Consider the following 15,292-nt stretch of genomic DNA (forward strand, 5'->3'; position numbering starts at 1 on the left):
ATCACCTTTCTATTTTTAAAACTTAATATGTTGTGATAATTTTTGCATATAAAAGGAACGAATTAAAAGGAAAAAGAGAATTTCAACCGTTCCAAAAATCATAAGTACGACTGTAATTTCAGCGAAGAACGAGAGATGTAATATCTCTTGTAGCATCTTTGTCGCGAACATCGTATGGATGGATGCCATAATGTAAGGGACAAAGAAAAGAATCGCAAGTTGGATTGTAGCAGACTGTTTCATTTCGTCTGCTGTTAATCCAATCTTTGTAATCGTTATATACTTTTCTTGCTCATTTGTTAAATCAGTATACATTCGGAAATACAGAACACTGCCCGCACCGATGAAGAAAATAACGCCAAGAAAAGTTCCGATTAAGAAGAATGAAGCAACGTTTAGTTTCGTGTTGTATAAAGAGTCGCTTGCTTCACTTGCATGAAACGGTGGATGCTCTGCTTGAATCGCTGCATTGTCGTTATCGATTTTTGTTATAAATGCTGAACCGATAGTATGTGCTTCTTCCCAATCGTTAACTTTAAAGTTATATACACTCATTTGTTTTGAAACGGTGGATAATGTTTCTACATTTTCATCAGATAGTATGAGCAATTGGTATATTAAGCTGTTTGGGAATGGGTTATAACTTTTATATTCTTTCACTTGTAGTTGTAAATTGTTTTGAGCAAGTGTAAGAGTATTTTTCTTTTCTTTAGTATGAATTGTTCCAACAACTTGATCGTCTAAGTCTTTCATAAGAATATAAGATTCATTCTTATTCACCGAGAGAGTTTCCCAGTTTAACGCCTTAGCAAGTACATTATAGTCACTTTGTTTAATGGCATAATAGAGCTGCGAGTTATCTTCAGCTGAAGATACTTCATATATGTCTGTTTTAAATTTTGTATAAGTAAAGTGCTCTTCATTAAATTTTTGCTCTAACCAGTTTAAATGTTCATCAGCTAACGTATTTTCAGTATGTGATAAATACGTAAACGGGAAAGGGTTTTGCCTAATCGCATCAAACTTTGTAAATTTCCCGAATCCATATAAGAATGTAATCATTGTAAAAGCGAGCGTTGATAGCATCGCTACTATAAATAGCATATTAATATTTGTTCGAATGCGCGTTGCTAAATCAGAAATCCAAAGCATATTAATTCGTTTCATATAAAACTTTCTTCGCGTTTTTAATATACGGATAAGTAAAAAACTAATCTGTGAAAAGAAAAAATATGTTCCGGCTGCAATAAGCGATGGAATGACAAATATACTAGAGACGGCATATAAAAGCCCGATGATGTCGCCTAGCGACATAAAATATAGAGGATTTGCTGCTAATACATATCCAGATATTAAACATATCGCACCAAATAGAGAAATGAGTACGGATGCTTTTCTTTCTTTTTGTTTTGTTCCTTCTTTTAAAAGACGTACAGCTTTTCTCGTACGGATTAGCATCGGTGTAAAAGATGATACGAGAATGAAGAGTCCAAGAAAGATGATTATAGTTAAAACGATAGCACCTGTAGGCCAATATAAATATAGACCAGGTACATGTGTAATTTTGGCGGTAACTAGTAAAAAGAACTGTGAAAAGACAAGTCCAAGTTGAATGCCAAAAAATATAGAAAGCACACCGATCAGCATATTTTCTATAAAGATGAGTCGCTTTAATTGTTTTTGAGATATACCAAGTACTGTTAAAATCCCAAATTGTTTTTTACGAACCTTTAAAAATGTACCAATTGAATAGAGTAAAAAGAAAAATGAAAAGAACACAATGACAACTTCTGAAATTGTCATTAATATGTTCAGAGCATAATTCACGTCTGTCATATGCAATTTAGGATGAAATAAATAAACTGCAAATGAGAAAAAAATAGCAATGGAAAACGCACTGCTTACAAAATAGGCGAAATAAGCTCTGGCGTTTCTTGTTACGTTTTTAAAGGCAAACTGCCAAAATGTCATTCACCTGAACCTCCTAATATAATGAAGAGGAAAAGGATATAAGAGGTATCCTTTTCCTGTACTAATATATTTATAAAACTTAACCATTCGTATACTCTGATAACTTTTGCATGTAAAAGGAACGAATGAATAAGAAAAAGATGAATTCAACTACTCCAAAAATAATAAGAACTGCTGAAATTTCTTTGAATAGTGATAAAGCAATTACGTCTTGAAGCATTTTTGTCGCGAACATTGTATGAATGGACGCCATAACGTACGGAACAAAAAATAAAATGCTAAGTTGAATGGTTGCAGATCTTTTCATCTCTGCATCTGTTACACCAATTTTTGAAATTGCTACATATTTTTCTTGTTCGTTCGTTAAATCTGTATACATTCTGAAGTAAAGAACGCTACCAGCTCCAATAAAGAAAATGACACCTAAGAATGTCCCGATTAGGAAGTATGCGGCACTTCCTGATGTGATTCTATATAATGAGCTTGCTGATTCATAGGAGCGTACAAGGGGTCCTTCGTATTGGAATTCTTGTCGATCTCTTTGTATTCTTTTCATAAAATCATCAGCAATTTCATACGTCTTTTCCCAATTTTGTACGTTATAATTGTACGCTGCTACATGCTTTGTTGTACTTGGTAAGTTGTTTACAACAGCGTCAGGTAAAATTAAAGTTTGATATGAAAAGTCAGAGGGAATGGCCCCTGCTTGTTCATAGCCCTTTACTTGTAATATCGTATTTGTGCTAGAAAGTGTAATGGATTTTCTATTGAAGCTTGGCTCAAATTGGCTGAATAAGGTGAAATAAGCGTCGCCGCTTAAGATATATGCTTCGTTATCACTCATGAATAGTTCTTTCATTCGCAGGGAAGCTGCAAGTTTATTATAGTCACTTTGTTTCATTGCATAAATGTCATTGTAAGTCGTTATACCTTCATCTTCTTTCAATGGTGTTTCATATAAATCAGTTTTGATCTTTTTATAAGAGAAATTTTCTTTTTGTAACTGCTGTTCAAGCCAAGTTAAATGCTTGTTAACAAAAGGATTTGCGTCATATGAAAAATAAGAAAATGGAAAAGGTGAAGTTCTCGCAACATCTAGCTTTGTAAACTTTCCGAATCCATATAGGAACGTAATCATTGTGAAAGCAATTGTAGAAAGCATGGCTACAATAAAAAGCATATTGATATTCGTTCGAATACGACTTGCTAAATCCGAAATCCAAAGCATATTAATTCGTTTCATATAAAACTTTCTTCTTTTCTTTAAAATATAAATAAGTAAGAAACTAATTTGAGAAAAGAAAAAATAGGTCCCAATTGTAACAAGTGCTGGAATCACAAAAACACTTGAAACCATGTAGATAACGCCTACTTGCGTGTTTATTGAGAAGAAATATTTAGGGTTTGCAGCTAAAATATAACCACCTAATAAACAGATAGCACCAAATAGAGAGATAAATATGGATGGTTTTCTTTCCTTTTGTTTCCTACCATTCGTTTTTAATAGGTTTACCGTCTTTTTCGTACGAATTAGCATGGGTGTAAATGAAGATACAGCGATAAAGAGACTAAGGAACACAATCGTTGTTAAAATGAAAGCGTTCGTAGGGGGATATAAATATATCCCCGGTAGATGTGTAATTTTCGCTGTTACTAATAAGAAAAACTGCGAAAAGACAAGTCCAAACTGCATACCGAAAAAGATAGATAAAATACCAATTAACATATTTTCAGTGAAAACGAGTCGATGTAATTGCTTTTTTGATATACCTAAAATAGTTAAAATACCAAATTGCTTTTTACGAACTTTTAAAAACGATCCGATTGAATAGAGTAGAAAAAAGAACGAGAACAAAACAATAACAACTTCTGAAAAAATCATTAATCCTGAAATTTCAGAGATCATAGTGGGATTTTGTAATTTCGGATGAAACAAATAAACAGCGAACGAAAAGAAAACAGCAATGGAAAAGGCACTGCTTATAAAGTAAGCAAAATAAGCCCTAGAGTTGCGCGTTACATTTTTAAATGCAAATTGCCAAAATGTCATAATACATGCCTCCCGTTAGCAGGGAAATATGTAGTTTTATTGCAAAAAATGTATGAGAGTGAGTTCTCATACATTTTGCTAGCATATGTTCTGATCATGATTCAGTCACCTTCTCTACATTCTCTGCTTGATTATTCGCAGCATTGTGGAAGATGATTTTAATCGTCGTTCCTTTACCAATTTCAGAATCTAGTTTGACGGAGTGACCTAAATAATCACAAATTTTACTTACAATATAAAGCCCCATACCGGTAGATTCTCCGAATGTACGACCGTTTTTCCCAGTGTAAAATGGTTCAAATACTCTTCGAATATCTTCTTGCGGAATACCAACGCCTTCATCGCGAACTTCTAGAATAATGTCTTTTCCATTTCGATAAGCGGATAAGAACACTTTCTTTCCACGCTCACCAGAGTAACGGACTGCATTTGTCATTAACTGATAGATAATAAATTTTAGCCATTTCGCATCAGAAGCAACCTTTAGATCAGAATGTACTTCTAAAACAGGGAAGACACCATTACGAATGAATAATTCTTTTAATCCATTAATATTTTTTGTTACTGTATCTTTTAATGAAATCGTCTCAACATGGAAATCTTCATGGAAGTTATTTAACCTAGCCATGTATAAAGCCATATCAAGTCCTTGGTTTAGACGCTCTAACTCTTTTTTAAATTTCGGAATTAAATGTTCGTCTTCCATTTCGAGTACCATAAGTTGCATAACAGAAACAGGTGTCTTCATTTGGTGCACCCAATGGTTAATGAACAATTGATGTTCCTGTTGTTTTACTTCATACGATTGTAGTTCTTTTTGGAAGAGACGGTATTGCGTACGCACGAGTTCATTTACACCGTGAGGCATCGGAGCGGTTGCTCTTTCAATAAACGCATCTTCCATTTTTTCTGGCTGCTCACTTAATCTATGATACATTCTACGGTTACGAACGTAACGATAAGCGAGGAAACAAATAAATAAGTATAAGCTTAAAACGATGAAGTAAAATTTATTATTTTGAAATCCATCTACTGCATCATAGAGAACGAAAATGATACCGAAGTTTAATACGTACAGTAGAAAAAATGTAAAATGATCACGTAAAAATAGCTTCATGCTTATTCACTCCAAGTTGCGTTAAAACGATACCCAAGTCCACGTACTGTTTCAATAGCATTTTCAATACCAAGCTCATTGAACTTTTTACGAAGACGCGTGATGTTTACGTTTAATGTATTTTCCTCAACGAAGCTCTCATCATCCCAAAGAGCAGCTAATAAATCTTCACGGCTCGCTGTACGAGGGAATTTAGATAATAACATTTCGGCTAAAATTGCTTCTTTCTTCGTTAAAAGAACTTGTTCAGATCCGAAGTGAATTTCTGGACGTTCAGGGAATAGTTTTAAACCTTCTACTTCAACGATACGTTCAGAAATATTTGGTGCATAGTCACCGTAAATACGGCGCAATTGACCTTTAATTTTTGCCATTACAACGTCGTAGTGGAACGGTTTCGTAATATAATCATCCGCACCGCTTTCAATCGCCATAATTTGTTCCATCTCACCAGCACGCGCTGAAATGAAAATAATTGGACAAGTAGATTCATGACGAATTTGACGGCACCAGTAGAATCCATCGAATTTCGGTAAGTTTACATCAAGTAAAACAAGGTGTGGCTTCACGGCGTTAAACGATTCCATAATATCATCAAAGTTTTCAGTAACAACAGCGTCGTACCCGTATTTTTGAATGTGAGATTGCAGTAATGATGAAATATTTGGATCGTCTTCAACGATTAAAATTTTATACATATGTATATTCCTCCTCAAAAAAACAATTGTAGCTATAGTGTACCATGTGTTTCACGTCTTTTCATTATGTTGAAATATAAGCTAGTTAACAGTATAGGTTAAAAGTGAGAAAAGTAAAAAGTATTATAGAGATAATTGAATTTATTTTCCTTTTAAATAGATGAAATGAATAAAAAATAATATATTTTTTATGAAATTTGGAACTTTATTTTGCTTACTGTCCAATATATAGTGAGAACATCGTTAAGGAGGGGGCACTACTTGGTAAGTAATGAGGATATACATATCTGGATAGGACGTTTATTAAAAGGTGATGAGGAGGCTTTTGAATTTATATTTGATTTAACGAGTCAGAGAATATATGAAACTGTCTTCGCTATAGTTAAAAATCGGCATGATACAAATGAAATCGTAAATGAAGTTTACTTTCAACTTTGGAAATCTATTTCAACATATGATCAATCTAGACCGTTTCTATTTTGGTTGAATGGAATTGTTTACAAACAGATTAGTCAGTGGAGAAAAAATATATGGAAGAGGATGCGCTTATTTGAAAAACAACAATTAAGTGATAATCCAGTTGTAGACGTTCCCGAAAAAGTATTATTAAGAAAAGAAACAGAAGAGCAGTTATTAACGGTGATACAAGAACTTCCATTTAAATTTAGAATAGTAATCGTGTATCGCTTTTACCACGATTACACGTATGAAGAAATTGCAGAACTATTACAAATCCCTGTAGGTACAGTAAGGTCTAGAATTCACAGAGCGTTAGAAAAAATTCGGAATCAGTCTAGTATAGAAATAGATGAGGAGGAATCTAATTCAAATGTCGTTTTCAAATGAATGTAAAGAAGCAATGAAACAAGAGGTTCCAAAAGAGGTTAAAGAGCGTGCTTATCAATCCTTTAGTCAAATGTATAAAAAAGAAAACAAAAAGAAGGCGAAAAAGAAATTATTAATAGCAGGTTTAATAGCGGCTGTTATTATACCGACGAGTACAATGGCATTAAATAATTCCTATTTTGCAAAGCCAGAGGTAAAGTTAAATGAAATGATTGGTGAAGAAGTTAAAAAGGACGCTGCGAATGGGAAGTCTATACAGTTAAACGAAAAAATAGTGGATAATGGTATTACGCTTCATATAAAAGAAATATTAATTCAAGATGCTAAAATACTTATTTACTATCGGTTTGAACAGCAAGATGGTTCGCTCGTCCCATATGAATTTAATACAACTGGGCTCGATATTACAAAAGATGGTAAAGAAGACGGGAAACAAGTGGAGAGCCCGTATTATAAAAATAAGAAATTTAATGCTGTCCAATATTTGCATTTTCTTAGTAACACTCGTATCGATAATTATCAAAAAGATCGTATTGGTAATCCGGATGCATCAGATACAGATATATTTTATGTAACGAATCAAGCAGGGGAAAGTTTTGACACGGTGTTAGCTGCTCATGATAAACCAGAAGGAGTAATGGTTTTTGAACCGTTAGAAGGTGAAAGATTTCCAGACTTCTTATCTGTACATATTAATATTAACAGAATTGGAGGAACGGAAGGAACTTGGACAACGAAAATTCCAGTGGATATGGCGCATAAAACTGTCCAAAAGGACTCTACAAAGAACGAATGATTTCTTACTTATATGTAATAGAATCCATACTAGGTGTGTGAAAGTATGATTAGTTATTGGTTAGATGAATTCGGAACGATAGTAGGTATGTCCTTTATTATAAGTTTAATAATCTTTTGGATTTCTTCGTTTGTTAATAAAATCATAAAGTTTAAATAAAAGAAGCTCTTCCTTTAGTTAGAAGAGCTTCTTTTATTTTGTATCTCTCGTATTTCTTCCATCTTTACAGTTTTACTCTATAAAGTAATTAATGTTAGGTTAAAAGTGGAAAAAGTAAAAAGGGCCTTACATATTATTGACAATTAACTGAAATCATTTTAACATTTAGATAAATATCTAAATGTCTAATTATCGAAAGGAAGAAAGACATTGAATCAAGCATTCAAAGCATTAGCAGATCCAACAAGGCGAAAAATTTTAGACTTATTAAAAGAAGGTGATCTAACCGCTGGTGAAATTGCCGAACATTTCAATATGACGAAACCAAGTATTTCACACCACTTAAGTGCACTTAAAAATGCTGAACTTATTCAAGATGAAAAAAGAGGGCAATTCGTTGTGTACTCTTTAAACACAACTGTCTTTCAAGATTTGTTGACTTGGGTGTTTACGTTTACAAATAAGGGGGAAGAGGGGAAATGAAAAAACATCTTTTCGCAATTATATTAATTGTTACAACTTGTTTAGCTTGGGCGTTTGCTTGGCCGCATTTGCCGGATACAATTGCGACACATTGGAGCGGCGGTAAGGTAGATGGCTATTCGTCTAAATTTTACGGAATGATTTCTATGGTCGGAATTATGATTGCATTATATATATTTCTAAATGTGATACCTAAGATTGATCCAAGAAAAGCAAATTACGAGAAATTTTCTAAAGCTTTTATGATGATGAATAATGGGGTACTCCTGCTACTATTTGTAGGGAATATAGATATTATTACAAGTGGATTAGGATATAACTTATTTATTAATCGGGTTCCAGAATTATTAGTGGGTGTTTTATTTTTAGTAATGGGTAATTATTTACCACAGTGTAAGCCAAACTTTTTTGTCGGGATGCGTAATCCATGGACGTTAAGTAATGAAGAAGTGTGGCGGAAAACACATCGATTTAGTGGAAAAGTATTTGTGGCTTTAGGAATTATTATGATTATAAGTGTTTTCGCTCCGGCTGATTGGAGATCTTATATGATGCTGGGGATTATAGTAGTTGCTGTTATTATAACGAATTTATATTCTTACGTTTTATATAAAAAAGAAATACAATTGTGAGCTATATTAATCAAATTTTATAGTTATAGTTTCTATGTGTTAAGAGATTTTAATACTCAGTGGGGATAATGAAAAGCTCACTGAGTAAATTTTCTGTTTAAAGGTCTGAAAATTCAGTTAAAAAGATAACTTGGGGGGATTTTACATGTTAGAAATTATAAATTTTAGTAAGACATACAAAGGTGGAAAGAAAGCAGTAAATCATTTAAATATTACTGTTAAAGCAGGAGATATCTTTGGATTTATTGGACATAACGGTGCGGGGAAAAGTACAACAATTAAGTCGTTAGTAGGAGTTATAGATTTTGAAGAGGGCGAAATTTTTATTGATGGACATTCAGTAAAAAAGGATCCGATTGCATGTAAGAGAGTAATGGCGTATATTCCTGATAATCCAGATTTATATGAGCAATTAACAGGAATTCAATATTTGAACTTTGTTGCGGATGTATATAAAGTGCCGGCGAAGGATCGGGAAGAACAGATTCAGAAGTATGGGGATGCCTTTGAGATTACACCTTACTTGGGAGACTTAATATCTTCTTATTCGCATGGCATGAAACAAAAAGTAGCGATTATATCGGCGGTTTTACATAAACCGAAATTATTAGTTTTAGATGAACCTTTCGTTGGTCTTGATCCAAAAGCAGCCGTAGTTTTGAAAGGTATTATGAAAGAGCTTTGTGAAAAAGGAAGTGCGATTTTCTTTTCTACGCACGTTTTAGATGTAGCGGAGAAGTTATGCAATAAAATAGCGATGATAAATAGAGGGAAATTAGCACTTTCAGGGGAAGTGCATTCTTTAATAAAGGAAAGTTCATTGGAAGAGCTCTTTATGAAGGAGCTTGCTAATGAATACTAATAGTTTAGGACTTTTAAAAATCCGGTTAATAACGCAGCTCGGTCTAAACACTTTTAAATATGAAAAAGATAAGAAAAAGAAGCAGAATAAGATTTTGCTGACAGCATCTATTGCTCTAGTTGGTGTCATGTTAATGTTATATTGCGGAGCCTCGGCATATGGATTGGTGAAACTAGGAATGAGTGAAATTATTCCCGTTTATGCACTAGTTATTAGCAGTGTATTAACGTTGTTTTTCACTATATTTAAGGCAAATGGAGAAATTTTTGCTTTTAAGGATTACGACTTTTTAATGTCATTGCCGATTCGTGTAAGTACTGTTATTGCAAGTAGATTTTTGTATTTATACTTGCTGAATACAATCTTTTCAATCGTAATTATGCTACCGATGGGAGTTGTTTATGGCATACATGAAAATCAATCAGTTTCTTTTTACTTTATGTGGTTCATCAGTATGTTTATAGCATCTTTAATTCCAACAACAATTGCAGCAATCTTTGGAGCTGCGATTACGGCAATCGCTTCTAAATTTAAAAATGCGAATAAAATAACTACGATTTTAAGTTTTATAGTAATTATTACATTCGGTTTCTTTATGCTAAAAAACGGAAATGCTCAATATAGCCTTAATGATATGAATGGAATTGGTGCAATTGTTTCGGAGCAATTAATTAAAGTGTATCCACTAGCTAACATGTTTCAAAAAGCAATTGTTCATGCTGATATTATAGCTTTCATCTTATTCGTCGGGATATCAGTTAGTTGGTATTATCTTTTTGTAAAAATACTTTCGTTAAAATATAAGCAAATAAACACAGGGATTTCCACTTATCATATGCTTTCAAATTATGAGATTAATAGTATGAGAAAAGAAAGTGTATTGGTCGCATTGTATAAAAAAGAGCTGAAACGTTTCTTTTCTTCTACAGTGTATGTCATAAATAGTGGAATGGGAGTCGTGATGGCGATAGCTTTCTCGTTAGCTGTAGTTGTAGTAGGGCCAAGTCAATTAATAGCGTATCCTGGAATTGAGCCCTTGTTGCAAAAGATTGCTCCATTTGCTATTGCAGCAGCGATTTCAATGACGTGTACAACATGTGTGTCATTGTCTTTAGAAGGAAAAAATGTATGGATTATTAAGTCATTGCCTATAGCGCCAAAGATGGTTTATGACAGTAAAATTCTTATGAATCTTTCATTGAGTATACCTGCATCACTTATTAGTGCCGTATTGCTAATAATCGGGTTAAAACTCGATGTTTGGAGTTCTCTTTTCATCGTAATAACACCGATAACATACTCACTCTTTTCGGCAGTATGGGGAATTTTTATTAATAATCGATTTGGTTATTATGATTGGGTATCAGAAACTCAAGTAATAAAACAAAGTATAGGATCGTTTATCGGTATGTTTGGTGGCTTAATTATGGCAGTTATACCTGCCTTGTTAATCGGTACCGGTACTATCTCGAACGACAGAGTATTTACTTTTGTAGTTGTTATAGTACTTACGATTATTACTATTTTCTTGTATAAGAACGAGTCGAGAAGAAGTATAAAGTGAAACTTTAATCAGTGGGGGGATGTTCATCCCCACTGATTATTAGCCCTTACCAATCGGGCGTTTACGGGCAGTTTATCTCCCACCTAACTTCTTTGCTTCATCTGAATTTTGAGGTGGGAGTTTTACTGCCCGCAAATAGCGGGATAAAATAAAGAAGCTGTTTTTCCTTTAAAAAGGAAGAGCAGCTTTTTTATTTTGAAAAGGTTTAGACTCTTATATTACTTTTTTAAAACAGGTATCCATATCTCGCTTCTGAAATTCGGCGAGGATATCTCTTTACTTTCATTCCACAATATTTCCGGACCTCCTGCTAGTTCATAGTTTGAAGAAGGGAACCATTCAGAATAAATACGTCCCCACACATTTTGTAATGCATCAGGAAATGGACCTACAGCTTCAAATATAGCCCATGTTGAAGCTGCGACTTCAAGTTGCGCGAATTGCTCTGGACAATCTTTTGTTGTGGCTACTCCAATATAATGATCGAGTTCGCCTTTTTCCTCCATTCTTCCTTCAGAAAAATTTGTAGAAGCACTAATGATTCCATTTGGTTCCACATTTGAAAGCATCTTTAATGTTTGAATGGACTGTGGGTTTAAACTTTTCCACATAGAAGCAATTTCTTCATTTACACCATTGAAAACGATTGGCACTCGTTTTGTAATACCTATAATTCGAAATGAGTCTTTTTCTTCAATTCGATAGTTCATTTCAGTTCCTCCTTGAATGGATAATTGGAAGGTCATTGGTGAATAAGCTTTCAAAGAATGACTAGTACTTCGAGCTTCTGAAGGCGTTATGCCATGCAAATTTTGAAATGCACGTGCAAATGAATCTGGTGAATTGTAGCCATATTTTATAGCAACATCAATGACTTTTGTATTGCTGTTTTTTAGTTCAAAGGCAGCGAGAGTAAGACGTCTACAGCGAATGTAATCTGACAGCGATATGCCAGCTAGAAATGAAAACATCCTTTTAAAGTGATACTCGGAGCAGAGTGCTAGCCTCGCAACTTCTTTAAAATCAATTTCATTCGTAAGGTTATCTTCAATATAGTGCATTGCTGCATTCATATTTTTAAGTGAATCCATATTATGACCTCCTCTGTACATAGAATAGCAGGAACGAAATAGCTCCATCCGACATTTCGTGCACAACTTTGTAGGTAGCTTTTTCACCTTACAAAATTGTAATGTTCCTGTAAGGAGAATGAATGGATGGTATGATATCCCAATGTTATAGTAACAAAGTACTTTAATTCATTACGTTAACTTTTTGATGTCTTTACTTATGTGCCTTACATAACTGTCATGTTTGTGTAAGAAACATCGATAGTGGCAAGAGTAGAGAGTGTATATAGTTGAAAATAGAGAATAGAAGAAATGAGGGATGTCGAGATGAAAACAGTGTTAGAAGCAAAAAATATTGAAAAAGTATATGACACGGGTGGTAACAAATTTGCAGCGTTAAAAGGTATTAACTTACAGGTAAAAGAAGGTGAGTTCGTTGGAATTATGGGGCCTTCTGGTTCTGGTAAGACGACTTTACTAAATGTTCTTTCTACAATTGATAATGCGACAAACGGTGAAATTTTAATTGATGGCAAAGATATCGTGAAAATGAATGACGATAAGTTAGCGTTATTCCGCCGCGATCATTTAGGTTTCATTTTCCAAGATTATAACTTATTAGATACGTTAACAGTGAAAGAGAATATCGCTTTACCACTTGCGTTATCAAAGGTGAAAGCGAGTGAGATTGATCGCCGCGTTCTTGAAATCTCAAAGAAATTTGGTATTGATCATATTTTAAGTCAGTTCCCATATCAAGTTTCGGGTGGACAGAAGCAGCGCTGCGCCGCATCACGTGCAATCGTTACAAATCCAAGTATGATTTTCGGGGACGAGCCAACTGGAGCGCTTGATTCTAAATCAGCTACAGATTTATTAGAAAGCATGAAATCGTTAAATGAATATGATAACTCTACCATTTTAATGGTAACACATGATGCATTTGCGGCGAGTTACTGTAAACGAGTTATTTTTATTAAAGATGGTGAACTATATAAAGAATTGCACCGCGGTGAATCAACGCGTAAACAGTTCTTCCAAAAAGTCGTTGACGTAATGTCTTCTATTTCAGGAGGTATGGCTGATGACCTTATCTAGCATTGCCCTCCGCAACATACAGCGGAACTTTAAAGACTACTTTGTATATTTTGCATCAATGATTTTTAGTATCGTCATTTACTTTACATTTAAAGCACTGCAATATAATTCACAAATGGAAAAAGCAGCAGAAGCTTCTAAAAAGATTAGCGGTGCGTTTCAAGTTTCCAGTGTGATGCTTATCATTTTTGTAGCAGTGTTCATTATATATTCAAACGGATTCTTTACACGGAAACGTAAAAAAGAAGTTGGCTTATATTCTTTACTAGGTATTCGAAAAAGACAAATCGGTAAAATGCTCTTTTATGAAAATATGTTAATGGGATTAATGTCATTAGTAATCGGGATTGCAATCGGTAGTGTCCTTTCAAAATTATTCCTTGAGTTATTAGTAAATATGATGGGATTAAATTTAAACGTTCATTTTGAAGTACCGATGGCTGCCATTATTGATACAGCAATTATTTTCTTTGTGATTATTTTATATACATCACTCCAAGGATATCGTTTAATTTATCGCTTTAAGTTAATTGAACTTTTCCGCGCAGAACGTGAAGGAGAAGCAATGCCAAAAGGATCTGTCATTATGGCATTAATTTCAGTTTTCTTAATCGGTTCAGGTTATTTTTTAGCGCTAATGTACATGAAAGCAGTTATGTATGCAGACTTTATGGTCGTTGCATTATACATTTTATTAGCGACAGTAGCAGGGACTTATTTACTGTTCATGTTCTTCACAGTATTTGTATTGAAACGTGCAAGAAATAATAAGTCAGCATTTTATAATGGTATGAATATGGTAACGACATCGCAGTTACTATATCGTATTAAAGGAAATGCGAAATCACTGGCGACAATCGCTATTTTAAGTGCAGTTACATTAACAGCGGTTGGTACGTCAGTTACGATGTATTACAACACATTTACGCAATCAAAAGTTGCTGCGCCGTATAGTTATTCCTATGAGAAAAAAGATGCAGCATTAGATAAAAAAGTAAATGAAATACTTGCTGGAGAGAAGAATAATCACCCAGTCAAATATGAATCAGAAGTTGAAATGATTCCTGTGAAAGGAACATTTAAAGGTGAAAGAGCTGATCAAGTTCTGAACACACACTATAATGTTACGAATCAGTACCAGCTTATTTCTCAATCAAGCTTTAATGAACATGTGAAACATTTAGATGTAGAACCTGTAAATTTAAGTGCGAATGAAGCTTTCGTATATGATAGCTTATATATTGAGAAACTGGATTTTGGTCCTCTTTATACAGGAAATACAGCTGTATTCCCTGTTGGAAATGAGTCAAAAGAATTAAAAATTAAAGGTGTAAATAATAGAAGCCTTACAAATTTAAATGAACTATTTGTAATCGTTTCTGATAAAACATATGAGCAAGTGAAACAAGTAAACGAAACGCGCACTGTAAAAAATATTGATGTAAAAGGTGAGCGAAATAGTAAAGAGTTAACAGCAAAATTAGCAAGCATTATGCCAGCTGGTGAATCAGAAGTTTTAAAACCATTTAACGATTTCTATACAGGATTCCAAATGGGGCTTGAAACGACAGGCTTAATGATGTTTATTGGGTTATTCTTAGGATTAGTCTTCCTATTAGCGACAGGCTCAATCATTTACTTTAAACAATTAACAGAAGCAAGTGCTGACCGTGATCGTTACATTGTCCTTCATAAAGTTGGTGTAACGAAGCAAGAAATGAAGAAAGCTATCGCGAAACAAGTAAGCTTTATCTTCGCTATTCCGTTAGTAATCGGTATTTTACACAGCTTATTTGCACTAAAAGGTTTATCAAATATATTACCATTTGAAATTATGATTCCGCTTCTAATTAGTATAGGAGTATACGGTGTCATTTATATTGGATATTACTTCTTAACGGTTCGTTCTTATTATAAGATCGTGAGTGCGAAGTAATGAGGGGCAG

At 33.9% G+C, this 15,292-nt stretch carries 13 protein-coding genes; 8 read left to right on the plus strand and 5 right to left on the minus strand.

From position 1 onward, the window contains the following. Positions 1-15: 15 nt before the first annotated feature. From ACS2MN_RS26800 to ACS2MN_RS26815, 4 genes are all read right to left on the minus strand, one after another. Complete coding sequence (locus tag ACS2MN_RS26800) at positions 16-1,971, minus strand: FtsX-like permease family protein (protein WP_000144987.1); 1,956 nt, start codon at positions 1,969-1,971, stop codon at positions 16-18. A gap of 79 nt (positions 1,972-2,050) precedes the next feature. Then, positions 2,051-4,021 carry an FtsX-like permease family protein gene (locus ACS2MN_RS26805; RefSeq protein ID WP_098820879.1) on the minus strand — a complete coding sequence of 657 codons (1,971 nt, stop codon included), beginning with the start codon at positions 4,019-4,021 and terminating at the stop codon, positions 2,051-2,053. 94 nt (positions 4,022-4,115) lie between these two features. Then, on the minus strand, positions 4,116-5,138 hold the full coding sequence (locus ACS2MN_RS26810) for a sensor histidine kinase (RefSeq protein ID WP_000765357.1): 1,023 nt from the start codon (positions 5,136-5,138) through the stop codon (positions 4,116-4,118). A 2-nt stretch (positions 5,139-5,140) separates the two neighbouring features. After that, positions 5,141-5,836 (minus strand): response regulator transcription factor, encoded by a 696-nt coding sequence (locus ACS2MN_RS26815; RefSeq protein ID WP_000276732.1) that lies wholly within the window; start codon positions 5,834-5,836, stop codon positions 5,141-5,143. Between the two features lie 261 nt (positions 5,837-6,097). On the opposite strand from ACS2MN_RS26815, the gene ACS2MN_RS26820 reads away from it, so the two are divergent. The 6 genes from ACS2MN_RS26820 to ACS2MN_RS26845 all read left to right on the plus strand — a co-directional run bounded on the left by ACS2MN_RS26820 (position 6,098) and on the right by ACS2MN_RS26845 (position 11,178). Then, positions 6,098-6,682 (plus strand): sigma-70 family RNA polymerase sigma factor, encoded by a 585-nt coding sequence (locus ACS2MN_RS26820; protein WP_087950948.1) that lies wholly within the window; start codon positions 6,098-6,100, stop codon positions 6,680-6,682. Continuing rightward, positions 6,666-7,478: a DUF4179 domain-containing protein gene (locus tag ACS2MN_RS26825; protein WP_098820878.1), complete on the plus strand. Its 813-nt coding sequence runs from the start codon at positions 6,666-6,668 to the stop codon at positions 7,476-7,478. Before ACS2MN_RS26820 ends, ACS2MN_RS26825 begins: the two co-directional genes overlap by 17 nt. Positions 7,479-7,847: 369 nt before the next feature. Then, positions 7,848-8,120, plus strand: coding sequence for an autorepressor SdpR family transcription factor (locus tag ACS2MN_RS26830; RefSeq protein ID WP_001070532.1), 273 nt, complete (start codon positions 7,848-7,850; stop codon positions 8,118-8,120). Then, a complete protein-coding gene (locus ACS2MN_RS26835) occupies positions 8,117-8,752 on the plus strand; it encodes an SdpI family protein (protein ID WP_000716342.1) in 636 nt (211 codons plus the stop codon). Before ACS2MN_RS26830 ends, ACS2MN_RS26835 begins: the two co-directional genes overlap by 4 nt. 145 nt (positions 8,753-8,897) lie before the next feature. Beyond that, complete coding sequence (locus ACS2MN_RS26840; protein WP_000889768.1) at positions 8,898-9,614, plus strand: ABC transporter ATP-binding protein; 717 nt, start codon at positions 8,898-8,900, stop codon at positions 9,612-9,614. Further along, entirely contained in the window at positions 9,604-11,178 is a 1,575-nt protein-coding gene (locus ACS2MN_RS26845) for a putative ABC transporter permease subunit (RefSeq protein ID WP_087950949.1), read from the plus strand. The genes ACS2MN_RS26840 and ACS2MN_RS26845 overlap by 11 nt, the downstream gene beginning before the upstream one ends. Before the next feature lie 218 nt (positions 11,179-11,396). On the opposite strand, the gene ACS2MN_RS26850 is transcribed toward ACS2MN_RS26845, so the two are convergent. Then, positions 11,397-12,269: an AraC family transcriptional regulator gene (locus tag ACS2MN_RS26850; protein ID WP_087950950.1), complete on the minus strand. Its 873-nt coding sequence runs from the start codon at positions 12,267-12,269 to the stop codon at positions 11,397-11,399. Positions 12,270-12,575: 306 nt separating this feature from the next. Here ACS2MN_RS26850 and ACS2MN_RS26855 point away from each other — a divergent pair, with 306 nt between their 5' ends. Both ACS2MN_RS26855 and ACS2MN_RS26860 read left to right on the plus strand, forming a co-directional pair. Next, positions 12,576-13,346, plus strand: coding sequence for an ABC transporter ATP-binding protein (locus tag ACS2MN_RS26855; RefSeq protein WP_000859656.1), 771 nt, complete (start codon positions 12,576-12,578; stop codon positions 13,344-13,346). Further along, complete coding sequence (locus ACS2MN_RS26860; protein WP_098709521.1) at positions 13,333-15,282, plus strand: ABC transporter permease; 1,950 nt, start codon at positions 13,333-13,335, stop codon at positions 15,280-15,282. The genes ACS2MN_RS26855 and ACS2MN_RS26860 overlap by 14 nt, the downstream gene beginning before the upstream one ends. The last annotated feature ends 10 nt before the right edge of the window (positions 15,283-15,292 follow it).

The sequence above is a fragment of the Bacillus cereus group sp. BceL062 genome, assembly GCF_051780025.1.
GTDB classification, from domain to species: Bacteria; Bacillota; Bacilli; order Bacillales; family Bacillaceae_G; genus Bacillus_A; species Bacillus_A toyonensis.

Excerpts from the sequence above, each read along its gene's own strand:
- ACS2MN_RS26825 (WP_098820878.1), top strand. The coding sequence starts at position 6,666 with ATGTCGTTTTCAAATGAATGTAAAGAAGCAATGAAACAAGAGGTTCCA.
- ACS2MN_RS26815 (WP_000276732.1), bottom strand. The coding sequence starts at position 5,836 with ATGTATAAAATTTTAATCGTTGAAGACGATCCAAATATTTCATCATTA.
- ACS2MN_RS26860 (WP_098709521.1), top strand. The coding sequence starts at position 13,333 with ATGACCTTATCTAGCATTGCCCTCCGCAACATACAGCGGAACTTTAAA.
- ACS2MN_RS26845 (WP_087950949.1), top strand. The coding sequence starts at position 9,604 with ATGAATACTAATAGTTTAGGACTTTTAAAAATCCGGTTAATAACGCAG.
- ACS2MN_RS26800 (WP_000144987.1), bottom strand. The coding sequence starts at position 1,971 with ATGACATTTTGGCAGTTTGCCTTTAAAAACGTAACAAGAAACGCCAGA.
- ACS2MN_RS26840 (WP_000889768.1), top strand. The coding sequence starts at position 8,898 with ATGTTAGAAATTATAAATTTTAGTAAGACATACAAAGGTGGAAAGAAA.
- ACS2MN_RS26850 (WP_087950950.1), bottom strand. The coding sequence starts at position 12,269 with ATGGATTCACTTAAAAATATGAATGCAGCAATGCACTATATTGAAGAT.
- ACS2MN_RS26805 (WP_098820879.1), bottom strand. The coding sequence starts at position 4,021 with ATGACATTTTGGCAATTTGCATTTAAAAATGTAACGCGCAACTCTAGG.
- ACS2MN_RS26855 (WP_000859656.1), top strand. The coding sequence starts at position 12,576 with ATGAAAACAGTGTTAGAAGCAAAAAATATTGAAAAAGTATATGACACG.
- ACS2MN_RS26835 (WP_000716342.1), top strand. The coding sequence starts at position 8,117 with ATGAAAAAACATCTTTTCGCAATTATATTAATTGTTACAACTTGTTTA.
- ACS2MN_RS26810 (WP_000765357.1), bottom strand. The coding sequence starts at position 5,138 with ATGAAGCTATTTTTACGTGATCATTTTACATTTTTTCTACTGTACGTA.